The following is a 23,329-nucleotide window of genomic DNA, read 5'->3' as shown; positions in this document are numbered from 1 at the left end:
CCTGGGTTCCGTGCCGGTGCCGCGGGAACGAGGCGCCGGTCGTGCCTCGGCTCGGCCGCGACGGCGCGTTCGGCGATGTAGTTGCCTTTGTCAATGTTGGGGCGATCGCCTGCCTGAATCTCGCTTGACACGTTGGTTTAAAGATATAAACTATGATGTCAATCTATCAATCTCCCTGGCTGGAGAGCTGTAGTAGAAGGGATGACCGTGAAAGGTGAGCCGCTCTCGGTGGCCAGCGGTGTGCTGGTGCTCGCGACGCTTGCGCCCCGAATGGCTCATCCGTCACGACGAAAGCTCCGACGAAACCAGGAGAGCCCGTGAGATGGCGTCGTGCTCGGGTGCGGACGTTTGGTGGTTCATGTGCGCGACACGCGCTTCGCCGTGAGGGGCTGCTATCGGCCGATCCGGATGGCCGATCAGGGTGTCATTTCCGCTCAGCCGATACGAGGACGCTCCTAACTACGTACTTGAAGAGAATCGAGCACGCCGGGCATCGGCTACCTCGAAGAGCCGTTGGCATCGTCAACGAGTGAGGAATCGCAGATCATTGGAGACAACACATAACACCGGCCCGGTGACTCGGGTAGGCGTAGCCGGTGAGTCAAACGCGGGCGAGCGGCGTGTCGCTTTGGTGCCCAAGATCATCCCGAGCCTGCTGAAGCAGGGCGTGGAGGTGGTGGTCGAGGCGGGCGCCGGGATCGGTGCGCTCATTCCGGACGCGGCCTATGTGGATGCGGGCGCGACCATCGGTGATCCGTGGTCGGCCGATGTGGTCGTGAAGGTCGCTGCGCCCAGTGACGCCGAGGTGGCGAAGCTGCACAGCGGGCAGACCCTGATCGGCTTCCTCGCCCCGCGCAATGCCGACAACCAGATTCCCGCGCTGAAATCGGCCGGGGTGCAGGCCTTCGCCGTGGAGGCGATTCCGCGTATTTCCCGGGCTCAGGTGATGGATGCGCTGTCCTCGCAGGCCAATGTCTCCGGGTACAAGGCTGTGCTGCTGGCGGCGTCGGAATCGACGCGGTTCTTCCCGATGCTGACCACCGCGGCGGGCACTGTGAAGCCCGCGACGGTGCTGGTGCTCGGTGTGGGTGTCGCGGGTCTGCAGGCGCTGGCGACGGCGAAGCGTCTGGGTGGCCGGACCACCGGCTACGACGTGCGCCCCGAGGTCGCCGATCAGGTGCGGTCGGTGGGTGCGCAGTGGCTGGATCTGGGGATCGATGCGGCCGGTGAGGGTGGTTATGCCCGTGAGCTCACCGATGAGGAAAAGGCGAAGCAGCAGCAGGCATTGGAGGATGCGATCAAGGGCTTCGACGTGGTGATCACCACCGCGCTCGTGCCCGGGCGTCCCGCGCCGCGCTTGGTCACCGCCGCGGCGGTGGAGGGTATGAAGCCGGGCAGTGTGATCGTGGATCTGGCCGGTGAGACCGGCGGCAACTGCGAGTTGACCGAGCCGGGTGAGGTCGTGGTCAAGCATGAGGTGACGATCGCCTCGCCGTTGAACCTGCCCGCGACGATGCCCGAGCATGCCTCGGAGTTGTACTCGAAAAATATCGCGGCGCTGTTGGAGCTGATGTTGGTCGACGGGAAACTCGCCCCCGACTTCAACGATCAGGTACTCGCCGATTCCTGTGTTACTCGTGAGGTGGATGCCTGATGTACACCGAACTACTAGCGAATATCGCGATCCTGGTGTTGTCCGGGTTCGTCGGGTTCGCGGTCATCTCCAAGGTCCCCAATACCCTGCACACGCCGTTGATGTCGGGTACCAACGCCATTCACGGCATCGTCGTGCTGGGTGCGCTGGTCACTCTCGGCAACGTCAAGGATCCGTCGATCCTGACCCAGATCATTCTGTTCGTCGCGGTCGTGTTCGGAACCCTGAACGTCATCGGTGGTTTCGTCGTGACCGACCGGATGCTGGGGATGTTCAAGGGTAAGAAGGCCGCACCGGTGAAGGCTGCCACAGCGCAGCGTTCAGAGGGAGCTGCGTGATGCATACCTTCGACAATGTGACCTATCTGGTCAACGGGCTCTACATCATCGCCTTCGGCATGTTCATCTACGGTCTGATGGGGTTGACCGGCCCGAAGACCGCGGTGCGCGGCAACCTGATCGCCGCGGCGGGCATGGTGATCGCGGTGGTGGCGACCCTGATCTCGATCCGCCACACCTCCAACTGGATCCTGATCGTGGCCGGACTCGTGGTCGGTGTGGTGTTGGGTGTGCCGCCCGCCAAGTTCACCAAGATGACCGCGATGCCGCAGTTGGTGGCCGCGTTCAACGGTGTCGGTGGTGGCACGGTCGCGTTGATCGCGTGGTCGGAATTCATCAACTCGCAAGGCTTTTCGCATTTCGATGAAGAACCCACCGTGCACATCGTGATCGGTTCGCTGTTCGCGGCGATCATCGGTTCGGTGTCGTTCTGGGGCTCGTTGATCGCGTTCGGCAAACTGCAGGAAATCTTGCCCGGGCGTCCGATCGGGGTCGGCAAGCTCCAGCAGCCGCTGAACCTGCTGCTGCTGGTGGGTGCGATCGCCGCCGCGGTGGTGATCGGTATCGGCGCTACCAATGACGGTGTGCCCCAGTACTGGATGATCGCGGTACTGGTACTCGCCGGTGTGCTCGGGTTGATGGTGGTGCTGCCCATCGGTGGCGCGGACATGCCGGTGGTCATCTCGTTGTTGAACGCGTTGACCGGTTTGTCCGCGGCGGCCGCGGGTCTCGCGTTGAACAACACCGCGATGATCGTGGCGGGCATGATCGTCGGCGCGTCGGGCACCATCCTGACCAATTTGATGGCCAAGGCGATGAACCGTTCCATCCCGGCGATCGTCGCGGGTGGGTTCGGTGGCGGCGGAACCGCACCGGGTGCCTCGGGTGGGGAGCAGAAGCAGGCCAAGGCCACTTCCGCGGCGGACGCCGCGATCCAGATGGCCTATGCCAACCAGGTGATCGTGGTGCCCGGTTACGGTATGGCCGTCGCGCAGGCCCAGCATGCGGTCAAGGAAATGGCGTCGTTGTTGGAGGCCAAGGGGGTGGAGGTCAAATACGCCATTCACCCGGTCGCCGGTCGTATGCCCGGGCACATGAACGTGCTGCTGGCCGAGGCCGAGGTCTCCTATGACGCGCTCAAGGAAATGGACGACATCAACGGTGAATTCTCGCGCACCGATGTGGCTTTGGTGATCGGCGCCAACGACGTCACCAACCCCGCCGCCCGTGAGGACTCCTCGTCCCCGATCTATGGCATGCCGGTGTTGAATGTCGACCAGGCCAAGAGCGTGATCGTGTTGAAGCGGTCCATGAACAGTGGTTTCGCCGGTATCGATAACCCCCTGTTCTACGCCGACCACACCTCGATGCTGTTCGGCGATGCGAAGAAGTCCGTCGGTGCGGTCACCGAGGAACTGAAAGCACTGTAAGACCGATCCGAAGAAGCCCGCGTCACCAACCACCCGCTAGGTGACGCGCAGTGCCGTCACCGCGCACAACCTCCACCCGTGCTGCGCGGTGACGGCACATCCGATGCGACCAGCCGAAACGCCGCGCAGATGCCCGGGCATTCTTGCCCGCTCGGCCGACATCGTGCAACTGCTGTTCACGTTTGGCAGCAGAAGCCGCGCAGGTCGCCGAAGGTCCTAATTTGTTGGCTCCGCCGCTGCCTCCATCCCGCTGTCGTCTCGGCTTACCGCTGCAACGGTGGGTCGGCCTGGCGGCCCTATAATCCACTTTCTGCAGGCAGTTGCGCTTGCCAGCGGACCCCGTTCCCGATGACCGTTGACAGCGCTGGGATTTCAGAACGACGCTGCCTGATGTGTGCAGGCATGGGCTTCTTACCGCTTTGGAGTGGTGAGCAGCTGTAAATGGTGGGCTCGGTGAGGCTTTACCTAATGTCGTCAGTTGATGCTTGACGCTCTTCGAGGTGTGGTGCGTTTGCTGCATTCTCACCTACGGGCACTGAGGTGCGCGGTGTCCGTGCACCGCGACATTGCGCACCAGACCACATAATCACGGCTGACTACGCCCCTGCCGCGTCACTTACGGGTGAAGCGTCAGTCCGTCGATCAGCAGGCCGACCACGCGGTCGGCTTGCTCGCGCGTTTCCGCGGTGTCAGGTAGACCCCAGATGCCGCACAGAGCCAGCAGTAAGTCGTCGGCGCGGATGTCGCGGCGGATGATGCCCTCGGAGATCGCTCGCTGGAGCAGCCGGTTCAGTGCGGCGGCGAGCTGGCGGTAGCCGTTATCGATGGAGTCGCCCTCGCCCATCGCCAGGGCAGCCTGGAACGCTTCCCCGATCCCGAGTTGAGTAGTGGCGTAAAGACCGACCTTGACCAGCCACTGCCGCAGAGCTTCGATCGTCGGCAGCCGGCCCGCTATTTCGTCGGCCAGCAGTCCCAGTTCTTCCATCTCGCGTCGGTACACCGCCAGCAGCAGCGCCTCCCGTGTCGGGAAATGTGGGAAGGGGTGGCGATACTGACACCCGCGCGTCTCGCCACCGCCTCCAGCGATAGCTGCCGACCTGGTACCGCCAGTTCCACCACTGCCGCCGACAACAGGGCTGTCGCGGTTGCGTTGCGCGTCGGCCCGCAACGAGCCTCGTCTCCTGGTTCGGGCCTGGCTGTCCATGCGCTCCTCTCCCTGAAGCACCCTCCAAACGAAGGACCCTACGCTTGTGTATCGTGGCCACATAAGCGTAGGAACCTACGTTTATGACCAACGCCGAGCCTTGTTCTGGAAAGGAACACCATGACCAGCACCGATGCAGCCTCTGCGCTGAAGTCTCCCTGGAGCCGGGTCGCCGAGACAGCCCCGGAGTTCGCTGCCGAAACCGCGGCGCTGTTCCGCGCCTTCCCCAACAAGACTCTCGCCACGTTGCGCAAGGACGGCTCGCCTAGGCTCGCCGCTATCGAGCTGTGGATGACGGAAGAGCACGCGGTGGTCATCCTGATGGCACAGTCCGCGAAAGCCCGTGATATCCGCCGCGACCCCCGGATATCTGTTCTGTCCGGCTCTTCGGGCGCATCCGACGTCCCGGTCTGGCCCACTGCCCGGATTAGCGGGCGAGTTGCACCGGTCGCGGAGGCCGCCTTGGAGGCGAGCCTGCTCGAGGCAGCGGGTGTGCCCGCCGAATTCGGGGCCGGCAGCGTCTTCCTGATAGATATCGACGAGGTCGTGATCACCCGGATCGGAGACAACACGATGGAGACTGTCCTGTGGAAAGACGGTCGGCTGCGGCACATTGGTAGCAATTGACCCGTCAGACTACGAGTTCCAGGTGATGCTCGTCGCGGCACTCGCCGCCGAGGTCACACCTGCGTAAGCCAAAGACTTGTTACCAAGCTGTTCGTTACGTCGGTATGGGCGATTTTGTTCGGCCTCATGCACGCCCCCATGACTTCTGACCGAAAGAACCCTTTCACCGGATAGGCGGCATCGGGAACGGCTTGGCCGACCACCGACGCGACACCATCCGTGTGACAAGACCACCGGATTTCCAACGGGAGTACGGCCAACGCATGCGACGGAAAGGTGAGCGGCACAGCGAAGCGTACCCACTGTCGTTTCAACCGGTGGCCGGCAAATACACGACGCATCGACCGGGAGCATCGCTGGAACTCTGCTGCTAGATGGTCCCTGCTGTCTAGATCGTCTTTGGCGGTGTCCAAGGTTGGCTTTTCATCGATCTGCGGCGGCGGGTGGAGGCGATGCTGCCGCGTATCGATCTGCCGGAGCTGGTGCTGGAGGTTATGTCGTGGCATCCCGGGTTCACCGAGGCCTTCACCCACGCCTCCGGAAACCCGGCCCGGGTCGCTGATCTCGGGTTGTCGGTCGCGGCAGTGCTGTGTTCGCACGCGATGAATGTCGGGTTCGGGCCGGTGACCAGCCCCGGGGTGGAGGCGTTGACCCGCGACCGGCTCCACCATGTCGATCAGTCCTATCTCCGGTTCGACACCCTCGCGGCCGCCAACACCGCGCTGGTCGAGGCGCAGGCCCGGATCCCGCTGGCGAGGGCATGGGGCGGTGGGTTGGTCGCCAGCGTGGACGGGTTGCGGTTCGTCGTGCCGGTGCGCACCATCCACGCCCGTCCCAACGCGAAGTACTTTGGTCGCAAACGCGGGATCACCTGGCTGAACATGATCAACGATCAAGCGGCCGGTCTTGCCGCCCAGGTGCTGTCGGGGACCCCGAGGGATTCGCGCACACTGTGGATGTGGTGCTGCGCCAGCAGGGTGGGACGGTGCCGGAGGCGATCATCACCGATATCGGCTCCTACAGCGATATCGTGTTCGGGCTGCTGCACCTGCTCGGCCGCCAATACCGGCCACAGTTGGCGAACCTGCCCGACCAGAGGTTGTGGCGTATCGACCCTTCCGCCGACTACGGGCCCCTGGACAAGGCTGCTCGCGGCCGGATCGATGTCGACCGGATCGGGCGGCATTGGGAGGACATGTGCCGGATCGCGGTCTCGGTCCACACCGGTGAAGTGTCCGCGCACGAGGTCACTCGCATGATCTCCCGCGACGGGCAGCCAACGTCGCTTGGGCATGCGGTCGCGCATTTCGGGCGGATCTTCAAGACCTTGCTTCTCTGAACTTTTCAAGAAGGCTCGCCGTGCTAGCCGTCTCGCTGCTGCGGCAGCGGTTGCAGGGTCAAAGCGGTTGGGCCGTCGGTGATGTGGGCGAGCCGTTTGGTCTGGTCTCGCTTCTGGCGGAGGAAGGTCAGCGTGAGGTCGATGCCTTCGATCTCGCCGATCCATTTCTCGGTCTCCGCTCGATGACGACGGTTGACGAGGTCCTGCTCGAGTTCGTCGAGTCGGGGCAGCATCTTGGGGTTGATGTTGAGCATCGGGCAACGGACGCAGGCTTCTCTGAACTACTGGTAGGGCTGGTGACGTGCGAAAAGTATTGCTTGCGAAGCTTTCTCTTCCGGGGCGAGCAGCATGTGAGCCTCGACCTTGAATCCGGCATCACGCAGCCAGGTCGTCATGAGGTCCGGCTGCCGACGGTGGACATGGACATTCATCGGGTGACCGCCGTAGCCTTGGGTCTTCAACTGCGACTCGGTGCCGACGTGGAACAGTAATTGCAGTGGTCCGCCGGGACGCAATACTCGATGAAAGTGCCTCAGCACGGCCGGGACCTCGTCGTCGGGAACGTGGATCAACGACTGCCAAACCAGCATGCCGGCCATCGAGGCTGCCGGGAAGTCCAGCTCCGTCATAGAACCCACCTCGAACCGCAGTCCAGGGTGGTCACGCCGAGCTAACTCGATCATCCCAGGGGAGAGATCGACACCGAAGGCATCAACACCCAGCTCGTGTAAGTGGGCGGTAACGTGTCCGGGACCGCACCCGACATCGGCTACGAGCCCGCCGCCAGCGGTCCGCACGCTGTCCGCGAACAATGCCAGAGCTGCACGGAGGTATGGGTGTCCAGCCAGGGCATCGCGCACCTGGTCGGCATAGCTCAGCGCGACAGTGTCGTAGGAGATTCGGGTATCGGTCAACCAGTCGTCTGCGCTCATCACCGGCAGGATAGTCCGTAACCATCAATCGCCATTGACCGACGCTGCGGCGGCCGGATTAAGGAGCATCTGAGCTAATTCCTATGGGACAGCAGTCCTTCCGGAAATGGCACCGAATCCGGGGATGCCGAGTTCGGTCGCTGCTGTGGTTCGCTGGAGCGTGGCGTCGATCTGGGCGAGTTTGTCGTTGACGCCGCTGTAGCTGACCTGCAGGCCCTCGACTTCGCCGAGCCAGCCTTCGCGTTTGGCCTCGATGATGCGGGCCTCGAGGTTGTCACGGATCTCCTCGAGCCTGGCTCGTTGGGCCGGGTCCGGTCTCAGGAGTGAGCACCGGACACATGCGTGCTCATGAATACACGGCGTCGAAAATGCCCGCCCGCATGTCCCGACCGACACTTTCCGCTTCTCGAAGTGGGACAGAAATGCGTCCCATTCTTCGTCGGTCGGAGTGCGGTATTCCTCGCCGGGCCGAACGGACCGACGGCGCGCGATGAACGCCCGGTGCGCCTCAATGGTTTCTGCAGGGTAGACGGCCTTGTAGCCCATGGTCGTGTCGATGCTCTTGTGCCCGCAAATGACCTGTGCGATGTGGGGTGGCAGGCCGTTCATGATGGCGTCGGTGACGAAGATCCTGCGGAAGTCGTGGGGGCTGAAAATCAGTGGGTCGCCGTTCGGGTCGGTGAGCCAGGTCGCGGCGAGGGCGTTGATGAGCAGCTTGCGGATCGCGGTCGGGGTGTAAGCGCGGCGTTCGTTGCCGATGCCGCGCTGGAACAGCACCGGCATGGGCGGGTTCCAAATTCTCTCCCTGACGTCGTAGGAAACGATTAGCGGGATGGAGCCGTCCGGGTTGCGTAAGCGCTGGACGATGGTGCTGAGAATGTCGGCCAGCTCGGGGCTGACCAGGAGTAGGCGCTCGGTGTCGGTCTTGGACGGTGCGATCTGCAGCAGCGGGACGAGTTCGCCGGTGCTGGGCAGCCGGTATTCGGTGATGCTGTGGTGGGTCAGTTCGAGTAGTTCCTCGCAGCGGATGCCGGTCAGGCGCAAGACCTCGATGGTCGCGAACGCCCAGAACGCTTCCTCTTCCTCGTAGGACAGGTTGCGGCGTTTGCCAGTAGCGACGTCCTCGGCCCAGACGAATCGCCCGATCGCATGGGGAACAACAGCTTTTCGCAGCTTTCCGTCGGTGCCGTCGACGATCGACCCAGGTTCTGCCGCTTGGGCTGCGGCCAGTAATCGGGCTGAAGCGAGACGCCGGTCGTTGACGGTGCGCACGAGGACGGGCAGGACGGGCAGCCGTTCGCGGGTGCGCTGGTCCATGCGTGCCTTGCGGTGCTTGCGTTCCTTGGCCTTCTGAATTTCGGTGTGGGTGATTGGGCAGGGCGCGACCCAGGGTCCCCAACGAGCTGGGTCCTCGACAGCCCAGTGTGCGATGTCGAGGTAGAGGGCCCGCACTCGCATCAGTTCGTCTTTCAGGTTCAGCCGCGGCGCCGGCACCTTGATCCGCTCGCCGTCGCTGCTGATCGTGGTGCGTTCGATGGTGCCGAGGGCGTCCTTCCAGGAACGCATCACCTCCGAAGGGATCCGCAGGGTGTCGATGCCGGGAGACAGTGTCTCGATGCGGGCCCAGAACAGGCCGGCCAGCGTCCTCGAGACCGCGTCGACGCTGGCGAAGTCCAGGGACGGCTGGCGTTCACGCAGGTAGTCGACGAGCAGGTCTCTGATCGGTCGGCACTGGATGCGGTAGCGGTCGACCAGCTGCTCGATCGTCAGCCGTCCACCGGCCAATCCGAACGCCCGAATACTGTGCGGCGAGTGTTCGCCGAAGATGCCCATGGCGCGCAATCGGAGATAGAAGTCGACTTTCTTCTGTCCGCCGCGAGTCTGGACTCGGCGCATGGTGTCGACCAGTTCTGCGCAGTCACCCACGACAATGTCGGCGATGGTGCCGCCCTTGCAGGCCAGGATCACGGCGATGCGGGTCGTCGCGATCTTCGCGTCAGCCCGGGAGCTGGCCGGTTCAGCGGCGGCCAGTTCGGCCAGTCGCGCGAACCCGTTCGGATCTCTGACCTGTGCCATCGCTGTCGCGAGATGCCGGTGAGTGCGGGTCAGCATCCAATCCATGCCGGGTCGGAGCACGTCGCCGCAGATCAGCATCAGCAGCCCGGACGGCAGATCGGTCGAGTCGTAGGAGGTGGTTCCGCCGTGTGCTGCCAGCCATGCCGTCGGCAGCTCGATCCATTCCGCTCCCGGGTATTCCTCGGCGCCGCTCACCTGCCAGCGATCCTGCCAGGTGCCACCTGGGAACGACGACAGCCAGCGCAGTATCTTGGTCACTCCGCGTCGTCGCCCGGCCCGGGTGCCGTTCGCCGACGGGACGAACGGTGGGGCGGTCAACCGCTGCTGTACCTGCTCGGCCGTGGCTGCCGTGTGCGGCCACCATCCCTCGACGGATCGTGGCGGAAATTCGGTGCGCAGCTGACCATTGCGCAGCCGCTGCTCGGCGGCGACCGACGCAGCGGCGGTCAGGGGTTTGCGGGTGCTGTGCTTGACGATGGAGGTCACAGGTTCCTTCCGAACAACACGCTCAGCGTCTGCGGGTCGTAACCGGGCGCCGGCGGTGGCGGCACCGGTTTGTCGCGCTCTTCGGCGGTGCGGGCATGATGGGCCAGCACTCCGGCGATCACCTCGTCGCTGTTCGGGGTCAGATAGATTTCGGTGGTGGACAGGTGCGCATGTCCCAAGACCAGCTGCACGTCGCTCAACGTCAGCTGCGGGTCGCGGGCCATTCTGGCCGCGGCCGAATGCCTGAGGTCGTGCAGGGTCCAGTCCGAGCCGAGGACTGCGTTGGCGCGCTCGAACATCCGGTGCGCCGCGTGATAATTTAACGGCCGCCGCGGCCGCCGAAGCGTCCACCACACCGGCTGGATCCGGCCTTGGGGGACCTGGCCGTGCAGTTGTTCCTGATACAACCGCAGCCAGACGAACGCATCCGCCGACGCCGGCACCTGCTGGGAAGCGCGAGTTCCCTTGCGCACTACGGTGATCAGTTGCTGGCCCGGGTCGACATCGCAATGCCGAAGCCCCAGCAGCTCCGACGCTCGTACCCCCGTCGAGATCCAGAACGCCACCAACGCGCGGTCCCGATGCGACCCCAGAGCAGCGAACAACTCGTCGAACCGGTGATCAGGAATCGCGCGAGGAATCCGATGCCGAACCGTTGGCCGATAACGCCCCACTCGCTCGCGCACCCACCCATCCATCGGATTGCGATGCGCATGCGCCCGACGGGACCGCCGCGACGGATCCAGCGGGAACGGATTCAGAATCGGCCCGCTTCCGGCATCGCGGTGAAAATCGTAGAAAGTCCGCAGCACAGTCTCCGAATGCGCCACGGTCGCCGGGGCGTATCCGTCTCCTGGAGCGGGCTTGCCAGTGACTGAATTGGGCTCTCCTGCCCCATGCTTTGCCCAACCAGCCCCGTCGAAACGATCGACCCGACGGCGTTGCTTCACCGTCAGCTGGATCCAGCAGCTGAAATCGCGGGCCTCTACCCGAGTCGCGCGGTCCCAGCCAACATCGACGGCCTGCAGAAACCGCCACCACCGCAACAGATCCATGCCATATGAGCGCAGCGTCGGCACCGACCCCCCCGCCGCCAGCAGCTCCCGCAGAAACACCGCCGCCGGGGCGACCACCACCCCGCCGCTGTCCAGCAGCCGATACGGCTCGGTTTCCTCGCCGGTGGCTATCAACCGACCCGACCGGGGCACCACCAGACCCGCGAGATCGCGGGTGTTCTCCTCGGATTCGATCACGCGGGCAAGCTACCGACCGAGCCGGACCGCAGTGGCTCGGACCTGCCGCAACCATGGGGTTAGTTCAGTCAATAGGGCTTCACTTCACCGAGCGCATCGCAGATGTCCTTGAGCCAATCGAGGACTGTGGCGCGGCTGACGACGTTGCGAATGCTCCCGATTTGGCGCTGGAACAGGAACGGCATGGGCTCGGTCCATCGGTGTTCGAGCGGGTCGTAGCGGTGCAGCAGCGGAACTGGATTCCCTCCGGGGGTGAGTCGTCGAATGATTTGCGCGACAACGTGAAACAGCTCGGCCGACATGGGGATCACGCGTTCGCGATCGGTCTTGGACGGCGCGATGACCAGCAGCGCGATCACTTCGCCGTTCGGACGCTGATATTGCCGGATGCTGAGGTGGCTCAGTTCGCAGAGTTCTTCGATGCGTATGCCCGACAGCCGAAGAACTTCAACGGCCGCCCAGCGCCAGAAGCACGTCTCCTCGTGCGCGTCGACGTTCAGCAATTCTCCGGTCGCGACGACGCGGAGCCTGACGAGAATCCGCTCGGGGTCGTAGACGTCTTGTCTGATGGTGACGCGGTTGTAGTCGCTGCCGTGGAAGGCGAAGGTGTCACCGAACTGGATAGCGCCGCCGCGGGCAAGCAGCTCCCGCGCCAGTTCGTATTCGGTTTCGACGTAGGTGGTGAGCGCGGGAAGCAACGGCTGTCGGATGCGGATCCGGTTGTCGATGCGCTCCTTGATTCGGCGTCGTCGCTGGTTGTGGCCGCGAAGGTCGCCTCGCGGGATGGGGCAGGGCGTAGCCCATTGAGCCCAGGTCGCCGGGTCTTCGACGGCCCAGGTTTGGATGTCGGCATAGAGTGCCCGGACGGCTATGAGGATGCCGTGCGGGTCTTTACGCGGCTTGGGTGGCCTGCCCGGCTTGGTGTTGAGCCAGTTGATGCTCTCGCGCCATTGGTCGTAGGTGGCCTGGTCCAGCCGGAGCGTGGACTGGGCGGGGTTGATCCTTTCGACGGCGGACCAGAAGTTCCCGGCGAGCATTCGTGCCAGGCCCTCGAGGGACTTGTAGTCCGCGTCGGTCCGGCGGTGGTCCAGATAGGCGACGAGGAGGTCTTTGACGTCCTGGTTGCGATTCTCGTAGCAGTCGATGAGTTCTTCGCTGGAGGCTGGCCGGCCGTAGAGGAATGCCCGCAGGCTCGGCGGGGTCGAGGGTGGGAAATGGCCCATCTCCGGCAGGATTTCCCAGGCCAGCCGTCCAGCGAAACGGGTGGTGGTTCCCGTCGCATTGATAGTGAGGCCCAGCCTCGCCGATTCCGTGGCGTAGTGCAGCAGTGCCGACGGCGTCAGATCGACGAGTTCGATGCCCTGGCAGGTGAGCGCGCAGCAGACATCGAACAATGCGGTGAGTTTGTGTGTCCGATGAATGTGGGTGCGCGCCTCGACTTCGCGAAAGTAGCTGTCCAGCAGAGGATCACCTTGCAGAGAGCGGAACGCTTCCGGGTGTTTCCCGAATCGGTGGACCCGGAATCCCAGCACCGACGGCTGAACGATCCGCATGCAGAATGCCGTGCGGATTCCCGCGATGAGATGGAACCTGCGTGTCGGATCGTCGGGGAACAGCCTGCCGGGCAGGTTCGTGCGCGCGTTGTCGATGCCGGACGCTTCCCAGCGGCGCTGCCAGGTGTCACCAGGGAACTCGGCCAGGTGGTCGAACAGATCCCGCAAGCCAACGTCACGTCGCCGACGCTGACATTTCCCCAGGTGGGGCCAAAGCGTCCTCGCGATGGCGCGGATCTCCACCGGGTCTGCTCGCGTGAGATCCCCGAACAGCTTCGGCGGTTTCGCCGGGGCAGAGGCGGGCTCGATGTCGAGGACGAAGCGATCCGCGTGCTCCTCGCCGGGCCTGCGTGGAACCGCAGGACGACGGTAGGGGCGGGTCATGAATGACGTGGGCGTGGTCGCAAATCTAGGCACCGAACACCGCCGCGACATCGTGGGCGCTGTAGCCGGTGGGATAGGTCGTCGCAGGTCTCGGCCGGGCATAGTGCTCTTGGATCCGATCAAACATGTCCTCGACACGGACATGCGTGTAGATGCTCGTTGTGGTGATATGCGCGTGCCGCAGGATCGCCTGGACCTCGGCAATAGGGATCGTCGCATCACTGACCAGCCGAACCGCTGCCGTGTGCCGCAAGTCGTGCGTGCGCCGTGAGGCGCTGGTGCGCCGTGAGGCGCTAGGGATCGAAGGAGGTGGAAGACCTTCTCGCTGGGTTGTCGCAGCAGCCCGGTAGAAGCGGAGCGCAGTCCGACCCGGGAGACGCCGGTGAGGGCGGGAAGCAGCGCTGACAAAGCCGGGACGGTTCGGCACTGCCAGACGGACCGGGTTCGGCAAGCAAGATCGGACGGTATACGAGAGAAACCAGTGGTAAAGCTTCGTAAGCGAGGCACCGGCTCAAATCTGGTGGATATGGGCCGGGATGCAGTGCACGACAACCCTTGTGGTGGTCGACTCCGTAGCCGGCTAAGCGTGCCGGTGAGGAGGTCACGGTGAAAGCCTGCGGCGTAACTGTGACGATGCTGCCGGAGCAAAGCTGGGTGCCAAGCCGATCGATCGATCCTTAGTGAACACGGGAACCATCCGAAACCGTTCCCGCAGTGCGGAATCCATCCGCGATTGCGGGATAGGCCCGTCGTCGGCCGAAGGTTTCGGATGGGGCGGAGGCCCCGTAGTGTGCGCCGGGCGGCGCAGAGAGCTTGCTGGTGAAAGTCCAGTCGGACCGGCCCCAAGCGGGGTCCGTAGCCGAAGGCGGGGGTAATGCCTCGCTGGGCGTCGATGGAAGGAGGGCGCGGTGACCGTGGTTGACGGGCGTCGTGTCGTGCTGTCCGGAGGCGCAGGACAGGGCGCCCACCGTCAGGTGGGGTCTGAAGGGTTTGAGGCGAAACACCGAGCCGTAGCCGAAATAGGCGAACCGGTCGGCCCGATCCAGATGATGCCGAGCCTGCACTATGGGGGCGAAGGAAATACTTGGGGCATCTGGACACAACAAGGTGTGTGCGGGCGGCGCGGTGGGAAAGTTCTCTGTGTTACCCCGGGAGATCTCGTACGGTCCCGTCCGACGGGGCTGGGTAGCTGGGCGTATAAGCCGCGAGGTGAAATCGCTGGTGATGTCGTGCGAGAAGTCGGAGTGATCCGCGGTACTGATGAACCAAGGAACAACACAAGCCTTGGGACCGCCATTGTCGTGTGGCGGCAGGCGATGACTCAAAAGGCATCGACCTGGGGAAGGGATCACGGTGGAAATGGCGAATCGGGGAGCGACTCCGAGTGAGTAGGAGGTGTCGGACTGATGGTTGCTGAGGCAATGACCGAGGCGACACCGGCCGAGGATACTCGGAATGGTGCTTTGGTGAGTCAGGTAGCAAGAAAACGTGTGCAAGTGCGGAAGGCGCACTCGCTGATTGGGCAAGTCTATGACCCGCAGAATTTGGAACGGGGATGGGAGCGTGTGCGGGAAAACCGGGGTGCCGGTGGTGTGGATCGGGTCAGTATCGACCGATTCGAATCCGATGTGGATCAGTATCTCACTGTATTGCAAAATCGGTTGGCTGACGGTAATTATCGCCCGATGCCGGTGCGCCGGGTCGAGATCGATAAACCGGGATCGACGGCGAAGCGTCCGCTCGGCATTCCCACTGTCGTGGACAGGGTGTGTCAACAGGCGTTGCGTCAGGTTCTGGAGCCGATTTTCGAGCCGATGTTCTCGGAGAACAGTTTCGGGTTCCGCCCGGAGCGGTCGGCGCATATGGCTATGCGCCAGATCTGGGGCCAGTTGCAGGACGGTGGGAGATGGATCGTTGACGCGGATATCGCCGATTTCTTCGGGACGATCTCGCATGACCGGCTCGTCGCCCTGGTGGCGGAACGAGTCGCCGACGGCAAGGTGCTGAGACTGATTCGTCAGATACTCACGGCCGGAGTACTGCGGGACGGTGTTTATGAAAGCACGGTCGCAGGCACGCCACAAGGTGGAGTTATCAGCCCATTGCTTAGTAATATTTATCTGCACGTTTTCGACGTGTGGATGGAGCGGGCTGGATTCCAGGTTACCAGGTATGCCGACGATTGGGTGGCAGTATGCCGGACTCGTGAGGAAGCGGAACGGGCGCTGGCGAGTGCCCGTGCGGTGCTGGAGGACTTGGGTCTTCGTATTCATCCGGAGAAAACCAGAATCGTGCACGTCACGCAGGGGTTCGAGTTCTTGGGCTATAAGGTCGGAAAAGGTAAGGGGTTGCGTTTCAAGCACGGTAGTTCCGGCTTGTATGCGATTCCTCGTCAGCGTTCGATCGATCGGTTCAAGGATAAGGTGCGGGCGCTGACGCGCCGTCGCCTTGCGGTGCCTCTGGAAGAATTGATCCGTGCTCTGAATCCGGTGATCCGGGGATGGGGTATGTACTATCGTCGCGCGAATGTTCGGCGGTTGTTCAATCGGCTCAATTTGTGGATTGTGCGGCGAATCTGGGGTTGGCGGTTCAAACGGTGGCGGAACGCGGGATGGCGAACGCTTCCGGAGACACGCCTTTATGGTGAGTATGGCCTGGTCAATCTCTTGCAACTGATTCCCAGCATGCGTGACTACTATCGCCAGAAGGGATATATCCATTGAGAGCCGCTTGCGGGAAAACTGCACGAGTGGTTCGGCAGGGCGGGCGGAGGTAGCGGACGAATGTCTGCAGCCTCCCCCGACCCGACACTCCGAGCCGGGGAAAGCCCGCGCGCATGGGGAAGGGCGGCAGCGGTTTCGAGTAGGGAAGGAGACTGCAATGCCGGAAGACGCGTCACCGAATGGTGATGCTCCTGAGTCGGGACCTGCCGGGTCACGGACCAGGGTATCGGAGATGCAGGCCAAGCTTCACCGTTGGGCGGTGGCCGATCCCGGCCGCCGGTTCGATGACTTGTTCAACTTCGTGTACGACCCGGCGACGCTGCTCGTGGCGTTCGACCGGGTTGCGGGAAACAAGGGAGCCAACACTCCCGGCGTCGACGGCTTGACGGCCGCTGGTGTCGAGGAGCGGATCGGGGTTCCCGGGTTTCTGGACGACCTGCGAACCACCTTGAAGGAGGGGTCGTTTCGGCCGCTTCCGGTGCGGGAACGCAAGATCCCCAAACCGGGCGGTGCGGGAAAGGTCCGCAAGCTAGGCATTCCTGGTATCGCGGACCGGGTCGTTCAGGCGGCGCTGAAACTGGTGCTGGAACCCATTTTCGAGGCCGACTTCGAGCCGGTCTCCTACGGGTTCCGACCCAAACGCCGGGCGCGCGACGCCATCGCCGAGATCCACCACTTCGGCACCCGCGGCTACCGCTGGGTGCTGGACGCGGACATCGAGGCGGCCTTCGACAACCTCTCACACTCCTTCGCTATGGATCGAGTGCGGACGCGCGTCAAGGACAAGCGCGTGCTGGCGCTGGTCAAGGCGTTCCTCAAGGCCGGGGCGCTCACCGAACTCGGTGAACACCGCGAAACCCTCACCGGCACACCGCAAGGCGGCATCCTATCTCCGTTGATCTTCAACGTCGCCCTGTCCGCGCTCGATGAGCATGTGATGGAGCCGTGGAAGCCCGGCGGGGCGATGTCGACCTCCGGCAAACGCAACTACCGTCGCTCCAAGGGGCGTCCGACATGGCGGATCATCCGCTACGCGGATGATTTCGTGATCTTGGTGCACGGCTCGCGTGAGGACACCGAAGCGTTACGCGAAGACGTCGCACACGCACTGGCGCCCATGGGATTACGGCTGTCACCGGCCAAGACCCGGGTGGTGCACATGAGCGACGGGTTCTGCTTTCTCGGCTTCCGCATCCGGTGGAAACGCAAGAGGGGCACGAACAAGTGGTACGTCTACACCTTCATCGGCGACCGGCCCGTCCGGACGTTGAAGGCGAAGATCCGTGCCCTGACACACAAGACATCGCAGTGGGACCTCGCGTCGGTGCTGACCCGGCTGGGCCAGATCATGCGAGGCTGGGCCAACTATTTCAAACACGCGGTGGCCAAGCACACCTTCGGCAAACTGGACAGCTTCACGTTCTGGAGACTCGTCCACATGCTGCGGGCGCGTCACCGCTGGAATTGGGGACAGGTCCGCCGTCACCTGACCGCCGCCCCAGGACGGTGGCAGATCGCGGCGGACGGGGTCACGTTCTTCCGGATCGAGGAGGTGACGGTTTCCCGTTACGTCTACCGGGGCAACAAGATTCCCACCCCCTGGCCGATCCCCAACCCCGCCTGACGGCAGGAACCGTGGAGCGCCCGGTGCGTGGAGACACGCACGCCGGGTGCGGCGAGCGGTCCGGGGAAACGGGCCGGTGGCAACACCGGAACCGCGCCCCGGGCCGACTCAACAGAGTCCAGTTCGTGCCCAGCTTGGTATTGGCCCGCTGCAGGATTCGCCTCATCGCCCAATAGGTGAGCGGACGCGACTCTCCCCGAATAGTCCGAAATACCGACTGACCGGGCGCGGGCAGGCCCGCCTGCTCCAGATAGCGGGCGAGATAAAGAAACGCCCTGCGATCGGCGGGAATGTCTTCGCGAGCTCGGGATCCCTTGGAGATCACCCAGATTCGCAGACCACCCCAATCGACATCGTCGAGCAGCAAGCCGAGCAGTTCACTGGCTCGAGCCCCGCTGGAAACGTAGAACAGCAGCAGCGCTCGGTCGCGGTCGCATCCCATCACGTCGAACAGCTCGTCCCACATTCGGTCGGGTATCGACCTCGGTTGCGCTTTGGGGACTCGTTGCCGCAAACGTGCCCGCCGGACAACAGGTTTCGGCTCCAGTGGGCTGCGGTGAGCCAGGGCTTGCCGTCTGGTCGCCGACTCTGGCACCGGGTTGAGGACCGGGCCGCGGCCGAAGCCGGCGTGGAAGTCATAGAAGCCCCACAACACCGTGATAGGCAGTGGTTGATCGTTCGGGGCGCGTAGCTGGCCTTCAAAGACTGTTTGCCCGTGCGGATGTTCACCTCTCCCGGCTTCGGCGCGCCGGGCTGGCGACGTTGCCGCTGGTAGTTGGGTGCTGTGCGCAGCCAGCCGACCAGCACCCTCACCTCGGACTCCGTGGCCATGTCCCACCCAATATCCAGCAGCCACAGCAGCCGGAACCAGCGCAGCAGGTCGTAGCCGTAACTGCGGCACGTGAGCGGGCTGACATCGCTCAACGCCAGATCCCGCAGGTACCCCACCGCCGGTTCCACCGGTATCCGGTCCTCACCGACAACCAGAAACGGCGGGAGTTTCCCCGGCCCGGCCACGACGGCACCGATCCGAGGAGGCTCCACCAACCCGTTCATCACAGACGTTCGGAGGTCATTATGCACACCAACTCCTTCGTAGCGATCAAGGAACTGGTGCAGTCAACAGAACACATCTTGCGGCTGGCCGACGACGAGCCCTACCGGCGCGAGATCAAAGCCCAGTCCAACCTCACCGAGGGCCGCCACGACCTGGCGCGGCGGATCTTCCACGGCCGCAAAGGCGAAATGACCCGCGTCTACTACGAGGGTATGGAAGACCAGCTCTCCGCGCTCGGCCTGGTACTGAACTGTGTGGTGCGGCGTATTAACTGAACTAACTTGGGGATCATTGCAGGTCAGATAGGGTTTCTGATAGCTTTCCGCGGCATGCGTGATGAGGATCGTCAGCGGGATCTGTCCAGTCTCGTTGTGCCGGAGGTCGGTCGGCTCGAGGAGACTGGCGATGTCTGGGTTCCGTACCGGCTGTTGGACGCCAATGGTGCGGTGATCGCCCCGGCAGCGGAGTTCTTCGCTGAGTTGCAGGCGACGGATCGGCGACCGCGCACGATTCGTTCCTACGGGCATGATCTGTTGCGGTGGTGGCGGTTTCTGGCCGCGATCGATGTGGCGTGGGACAGGGCGGCGCCGTCGGAGGGGCGAGATTTCGCGCGGTGGATGCGGTTGGCGGACAAGCCGGTTCGTGTTCATTGGCGACATCGTGTCGGAATTGGTTCCGCGGATGCCACGACGAAGCGGCGGGGGTCCTCACCCGAGTCTGCGGTCAATGCGGTCACCGGAAAGCCGACCAGGGGCCCGAAGTATTCAGCCTCGACACGGGCGCATGCGGAGACCGTGCTGCGGGCCTTCTATAGCTTCCAGCTCGAAATTGGCATGGGTCCGCTGGTTAACCCGTTTCCACTCGATCGGTCACGGCGGGCGGGGCGGGTGCACGCTCACCACAATCCGTTGGATCAATTCCGCAACGAACGTGTGGGCCGCTATCGGCCACGAACGGTGAAGCGGATTCCGAAGAGGATCCCCGACGAGCAGTTCAACCTGTTGTTCGCTGGGCTGAAGTCGAATCGGGATCGAGCGCTGTTGGCGTTCTGGGTCTCCACCGGTGCTCGTGCGGAGGAGTTGCTGTCCGCGTTGCAGGGCGACGACGACCCTGGACAGCAGCTTATTGCGGTGACACGCAAGGGATCTCGTGAGGTTCAGCAGCTGCCGGCGTCTCCGGATTCGTTCGTGTGGTTGCGGCTCTATCAGGAGGAGCTCTGGGGAAAGGGTGCGCCACGGGGCCGCGGGCGGCCGTTGTGGTTCACTCTGCGACGGCCATGGCGGCAGCTGTCGTATCCGGCCGCGCGAGCGATGTTCATCCGCGCCCAGCAGCTGCTGGGGTCGAATTGGTCGATCCACGATTTTCGACATACCGCGGCCTATCGCATGAGCAACGATCCCGAGATGGACATCACCGATGTTCAGTGGGTCCTCGGCCACGCCTACCTGACAACGACCCAGCTCTACACCACCCCGACCCAGGACGAGGTAATCACCGGCGTGCTGGCCCACCATGCACGCCGGAAGAACGGCGTGATCGCACAACCCGCGGCACCCGCACCGGGCTACAACCCGCAGTCTCTCGAGATCCTGTTCGGCGGACCAGGCCGATGACACCGACAACGAACACCGGCCCACCGGCCGCGACTGCGGGCATCGGAGCCTCGACTATCGCGTCGCTGAAGCCGCGAACCGGGGTGCTGGCCGAGCAGATCGTGCAGCGGTTTCCCGCACGGCCGGTCTCTCCGCCCTGGAAGGCTGTCACAGGGACCATCGAAGAGGCGATTGCTCGGATCGGGTTGGCGCAGTTCCGATCCCAGTATGAACCGACGAACGCCGGTCGCCGCCAGGGAGCGCGCAAGCTGCTGCGCTGGTTGCAGAATTTCCCCGGCGAGACCTGGCAGCAGCGCTGGGACGCAAGCCATGCCGCCGATCACGGTGAGGACTGGACCCGGGCACCCTTGGATTGGCTCAGCGCCTGCGGGGAGAAACAACGACGCGGCGATCTGCAGACGGGGTTGCTGATCTTGGTGGTCGCAGACGTAATCCGCTTGGACCTGTCGTTCATGTCGACGCTGAAGCGGACACGGTTCTGGACCGAAGCCGTTGCCACACACCGCGATCCCGCCGGTTTCGCACAACTGGAGTCGGTGACCGCACCCTCCATCTGGTCATCGAGCGCGGGCAATCAGGCCCGGTGGCAGATCGCAGTCTTGATCCTGGCCAAGGGAGGACGCATCCATGACATCACCGTCGGTGACTGCGTCGAACTGCGGCAGCTCGAATTGACTATGAAAGTCAACGGCTCACGCCGCTACCTGTTCTACGCCCTGCTCAGCTCGGCGAGCGTCTTCCCGCCTGGCGCGCCAGCGTCCCTGCGAATGATCACCAAATACAGCGGCCAGCACAGCGTCGAGGAACTCATCGACCGATACCAGCTGACCAGCAGGCCCGTGCGAAACCTGTTGGTCGACTACCTCGCCGAACGTCAACCCGCACTCGACTTCACCAGTTTGGAGCACGTCTCGCGCACGCTCGGACTCTACTTCTGGAAGAACCTCGAGACCCACCACCCGGGCATCGCCTCTCTGCACCTGGACCGCGAGGTCGCGGCCGCGTGGAAGGAGCGGCTGCGCACGAAGACCACCCGCAAGCGACTACCCGACGGCAGCTCGGTCGAAATCACCAGTCCCCGAGCCTCTTACACATCGATCATCACCCAGGTCCGAGCCTTCTACCTGGACCTGGCTCAATGGGCCGCTGAAGATCCGAGCCGCTGGGCCCAGTGGGCGGCACCGAGCCCGGTCAGCGTCTCTGACATCGGCTTCAGAAAGCTGAAGTCCAGGCGCAAAGCGCGCATGGACCAACGCACCCGCGACCAGCTTCCCTTGCTGCCCGCGCTCGTCCAAGCCGCCGAGCAGAAAGCCCGAGAGGCCCGCATCCGGCTCGACGCCGCCCTTGCCGCGAACGAGGGCGAACAGTTCACCGTCCTCGGCGAAACCTTCACCAAAGCCGTGCTCTGGACACGCCAGAGCGAGCGGCGCCAGACCACGATCGTCATCGACTCCACCGGCCGCCGCCGACGACTGCGCGAAGCCGAGAACCGCGCCTTCTGGAGCTGGGCGGCAGTGGAATTCCTCCGGCACACCGGAGTCCGGATCGAGGAAATGCTCGAAATAAGCCACCACAGCATCACCCAATACCGGCTGCCCAACACTGGCGAGGTCATCCCTCTGCTGCATATCGCTCCCTCGAAAACCGATGAGGAGCGCCTGCTGGTCATCAGCCCCGAGCTGGCCGACGTGCTGTCCACGATCGTGACCAGAGTCCGCACCAGCGACGGCCGCATCCCACTGGTTCCCTTCTACGACCGCCACGAACGAGTCTGGGAAACTCCCACACCGTTGCTGTTCCAGTGGAACCTCGCCGGCCACGACATGGCCATATCGACCACCACCATCCGCCGGGCCATCCGCGAGATCCTCGACTCCGCCGGTCCGGCCGACGCCGACGGACAACCCCTCTATTTCCGGCCCCACGACCTGCGAAGAATCTTCACCACCGAAGCGATCCTCAACGGCATGCCCCCGCATATCGCTCAAATGCTATTGGGGCACAAGGACATAACCACAACAATGGGCTACAAGGCCGTCTACCCCGAAGAAGCCATCAACGGTCACCGCGCGTTCATCGCGCGCCGCCGGACCCTGCGCCCGAGCGAAGAATACCGCACCCCAACAGACGCCGAATGGGATGAGTTCCTCGGCCACTTCGAACGACGCAAGGTCGCCCTCGGTGAATGCGGACGCGCCTACGGCACCAACTGCCAGCATGAGCACAGCTGTTTACGATGCCCAGTCCTGCGGGTCGACCCAGCCCAACGCGGCCGGCTCGAGCAGATCCGCGACAACCTCACCCTGCGCATCACCGAACCGAAAACGAAGGCTGGCTCGGTGAAGCCGAAGGACTTCGGGTCAGCCTGGCCGCAGCCAAGGACAAGCTGACCCAACTCGATCAGCGAACGCGCCGAGCCGCGACCATCTTCCTCAACATCTCCGAATTCCCCGAAATCGCCAGCAGCACAATCGCATTCGCCGAATCCACAGCCACGCGCAGGAAGTGACGGATGCCCGAAACCCAGGAACCCATCGCCGATAAAAACGGCGGCCTCGCCGAGTTGCTCACCACCCTCGATGAATTCCTCCGAAGCCGAGACCTATCCGTCGTTCAACTGCTGACCGACTTCTACGCCGCCCGAGGCAGCAAGAACCCCGGCTTCCATGCCTGCAATCTCGTCGACAACCTCTGCTTCACCGCCCACTACTACCGGCAGATCGCCGAGCACGCACTCCCAGAACGATGAACTCGAATCAGCTTGCCAGCGCCAGGAATCGGGCGATCTCATAGTTCAGAAAATGTGGAACACCGTCTACATGGACCGCGCGCTGGCCGAGTTGCGGGCCCAGGACTACCCGGTCGCCGATGCCGACGTGGCCCGGCTCTCGCCGTTCATCCGAGCCCACATCGGCATCGACGGCCACTACAGCTTTTATCTGCCCGATCTCGGTGGGACCCATCGGCCGCTGCGCGATCCCGACGCCCCAGATGAGGAATGAGGCGGGATTCTGCCCCGCCCCTGTCTGTCGTGTG

The 23,329-nt window shown here is 63.7% G+C and carries 19 protein-coding genes and 1 pseudogene; 12 read left to right on the top strand and 8 right to left on the bottom strand.

The features are described 5' to 3' along the window. Positions 1-547: 547 nt before the first annotated feature. Genes ACQPZ2_RS28975 through ACQPZ2_RS28965 form a run of 3 tightly spaced genes read left to right on the top strand, consistent with a single transcriptional unit; the run spans position 548 to position 3,422 of the window. On the top strand, positions 548-1,654 hold the full coding sequence (locus tag ACQPZ2_RS28975) for a Re/Si-specific NAD(P)(+) transhydrogenase subunit alpha (RefSeq protein WP_433521358.1): 1,107 nt from the start codon (positions 548-550) through the stop codon (positions 1,652-1,654). After that, positions 1,654-1,992, top strand: coding sequence for an NAD(P) transhydrogenase subunit alpha (locus ACQPZ2_RS28970; protein WP_433521357.1), 339 nt, complete (start codon positions 1,654-1,656; stop codon positions 1,990-1,992). Before ACQPZ2_RS28975 ends, ACQPZ2_RS28970 begins: the two co-directional genes overlap by 1 nt. Beyond that, positions 1,992-3,422, top strand: coding sequence for an NAD(P)(+) transhydrogenase (Re/Si-specific) subunit beta (locus ACQPZ2_RS28965; RefSeq protein ID WP_433521356.1), 1,431 nt, complete (start codon positions 1,992-1,994; stop codon positions 3,420-3,422). Before ACQPZ2_RS28970 ends, ACQPZ2_RS28965 begins: the two co-directional genes overlap by 1 nt. 616 nt (positions 3,423-4,038) lie before the next feature. Here the strand turns inward: ACQPZ2_RS28965 and ACQPZ2_RS28960 are convergent. Next, complete coding sequence (locus ACQPZ2_RS28960; RefSeq protein ID WP_433521355.1) at positions 4,039-4,626, bottom strand: TetR/AcrR family transcriptional regulator; 588 nt, start codon at positions 4,624-4,626, stop codon at positions 4,039-4,041. Positions 4,627-4,746: 120 nt separating this feature from the next. Between ACQPZ2_RS28960 and ACQPZ2_RS28955 the strand changes: the two genes are divergently transcribed. Together ACQPZ2_RS28955 and ACQPZ2_RS28950 are read left to right on the top strand one after the other, a co-directional pair. Beyond that, positions 4,747-5,253, top strand: coding sequence for a pyridoxamine 5'-phosphate oxidase family protein (locus ACQPZ2_RS28955; RefSeq protein ID WP_433521354.1), 507 nt, complete (start codon positions 4,747-4,749; stop codon positions 5,251-5,253). A 452-nt stretch (positions 5,254-5,705) separates the two neighbouring features. Beyond that, positions 5,706-6,592, top strand: a pseudogene (locus ACQPZ2_RS28950) (Tn3 family transposase). A 23-nt stretch (positions 6,593-6,615) separates the two neighbouring features. Here ACQPZ2_RS28950 and ACQPZ2_RS28945 read toward each other — a convergent pair. From ACQPZ2_RS28945 to ACQPZ2_RS28920, 6 genes are all read right to left on the bottom strand, one after another. After that, positions 6,616-6,846 carry a hypothetical protein gene (locus tag ACQPZ2_RS28945; RefSeq protein ID WP_433521353.1) on the bottom strand — a complete coding sequence of 77 codons (231 nt, stop codon included), beginning with the start codon at positions 6,844-6,846 and terminating at the stop codon, positions 6,616-6,618. 27 nt (positions 6,847-6,873) lie between these two features. Continuing rightward, positions 6,874-7,524, bottom strand: coding sequence for a class I SAM-dependent methyltransferase (locus ACQPZ2_RS28940; protein ID WP_433521352.1), 651 nt, complete (start codon positions 7,522-7,524; stop codon positions 6,874-6,876). An 81-nt stretch (positions 7,525-7,605) separates the two neighbouring features. After that, complete coding sequence (locus tag ACQPZ2_RS28935; RefSeq protein WP_433521351.1) at positions 7,606-10,086, bottom strand: tyrosine-type recombinase/integrase; 2,481 nt, start codon at positions 10,084-10,086, stop codon at positions 7,606-7,608. Then, a complete protein-coding gene (locus ACQPZ2_RS28930) occupies positions 10,083-11,339 on the bottom strand; it encodes a tyrosine-type recombinase/integrase (RefSeq protein ID WP_433521350.1) in 1,257 nt (418 codons plus the stop codon). Before ACQPZ2_RS28930 ends, ACQPZ2_RS28935 begins: the two co-directional genes overlap by 4 nt. 68 nt (positions 11,340-11,407) lie before the next feature. Beyond that, positions 11,408-13,060: a hypothetical protein gene (locus ACQPZ2_RS28925; protein WP_433521349.1), complete on the bottom strand. Its 1,653-nt coding sequence runs from the start codon at positions 13,058-13,060 to the stop codon at positions 11,408-11,410. 241 nt (positions 13,061-13,301) lie between these two features. Further along, positions 13,302-13,703 (bottom strand): tyrosine-type recombinase/integrase, encoded by a 402-nt coding sequence (locus ACQPZ2_RS28920; RefSeq protein WP_433527547.1) that lies wholly within the window; start codon positions 13,701-13,703, stop codon positions 13,302-13,304. 979 nt (positions 13,704-14,682) lie between these two features. Here ACQPZ2_RS28920 and ltrA (ACQPZ2_RS28915) point away from each other — a divergent pair. Both ltrA (ACQPZ2_RS28915) and ltrA (ACQPZ2_RS28910) read left to right on the top strand, forming a co-directional pair. Further along, the gene (gene ltrA, locus ACQPZ2_RS28915) at positions 14,683-15,999 is read left to right on the top strand and encodes a group II intron reverse transcriptase/maturase (protein ID WP_433521348.1); all 1,317 of its coding nucleotides are present in this window, start codon (positions 14,683-14,685) and stop codon (positions 15,997-15,999) included. A 232-nt stretch (positions 16,000-16,231) separates the two neighbouring features. After that, entirely contained in the window at positions 16,232-17,623 is a 1,392-nt protein-coding gene (gene ltrA / locus ACQPZ2_RS28910) for a group II intron reverse transcriptase/maturase (RefSeq protein WP_433521347.1), read from the top strand. Here ltrA (ACQPZ2_RS28910) and ACQPZ2_RS28905 read toward each other — a convergent pair. After that, positions 17,529-18,065 carry a tyrosine-type recombinase/integrase gene (locus ACQPZ2_RS28905; RefSeq protein WP_433527546.1) on the bottom strand — a complete coding sequence of 179 codons (537 nt, stop codon included), beginning with the start codon at positions 18,063-18,065 and terminating at the stop codon, positions 17,529-17,531. The two genes, ltrA (ACQPZ2_RS28910) and ACQPZ2_RS28905, sit on opposite strands and share 95 nt — an antisense overlap. 635 nt (positions 18,066-18,700) lie before the next feature. Between ACQPZ2_RS28905 and ACQPZ2_RS28900 the strand changes: the two genes are divergently transcribed. From ACQPZ2_RS28900 to ACQPZ2_RS28880, 5 genes are all read left to right on the top strand, one after another. Next, complete coding sequence (locus ACQPZ2_RS28900; RefSeq protein WP_433521346.1) at positions 18,701-18,955, top strand: Tn3 family transposase; 255 nt, start codon at positions 18,701-18,703, stop codon at positions 18,953-18,955. A gap of 54 nt (positions 18,956-19,009) precedes the next feature. Further along, a complete protein-coding gene (locus ACQPZ2_RS28895) occupies positions 19,010-20,293 on the top strand; it encodes a tyrosine-type recombinase/integrase (RefSeq protein ID WP_433521345.1) in 1,284 nt (427 codons plus the stop codon). After that, complete coding sequence (locus ACQPZ2_RS28890) at positions 20,290-22,683, top strand: tyrosine-type recombinase/integrase (protein WP_433521344.1); 2,394 nt, start codon at positions 20,290-20,292, stop codon at positions 22,681-22,683. Before ACQPZ2_RS28895 ends, ACQPZ2_RS28890 begins: the two co-directional genes overlap by 4 nt. A gap of 122 nt (positions 22,684-22,805) precedes the next feature. Then, a complete protein-coding gene (locus ACQPZ2_RS28885; protein WP_433521343.1) occupies positions 22,806-23,042 on the top strand; it encodes a hypothetical protein in 237 nt (78 codons plus the stop codon). A 52-nt stretch (positions 23,043-23,094) separates the two neighbouring features. Next, on the top strand, positions 23,095-23,295 hold the full coding sequence (locus ACQPZ2_RS28880) for a Tn3 family transposase (RefSeq protein WP_433521342.1): 201 nt from the start codon (positions 23,095-23,097) through the stop codon (positions 23,293-23,295). Positions 23,296-23,329: the final 34 nt, after the last annotated feature.

It is taken from the genome of Nocardia pseudovaccinii (genome assembly GCF_050942345.1).
Lineage (GTDB): Bacteria > Actinomycetota > Actinomycetes > Mycobacteriales > Mycobacteriaceae > Nocardia > Nocardia pseudovaccinii.
This window is presented reverse-complemented; position numbering and strand designations above follow the sequence as displayed.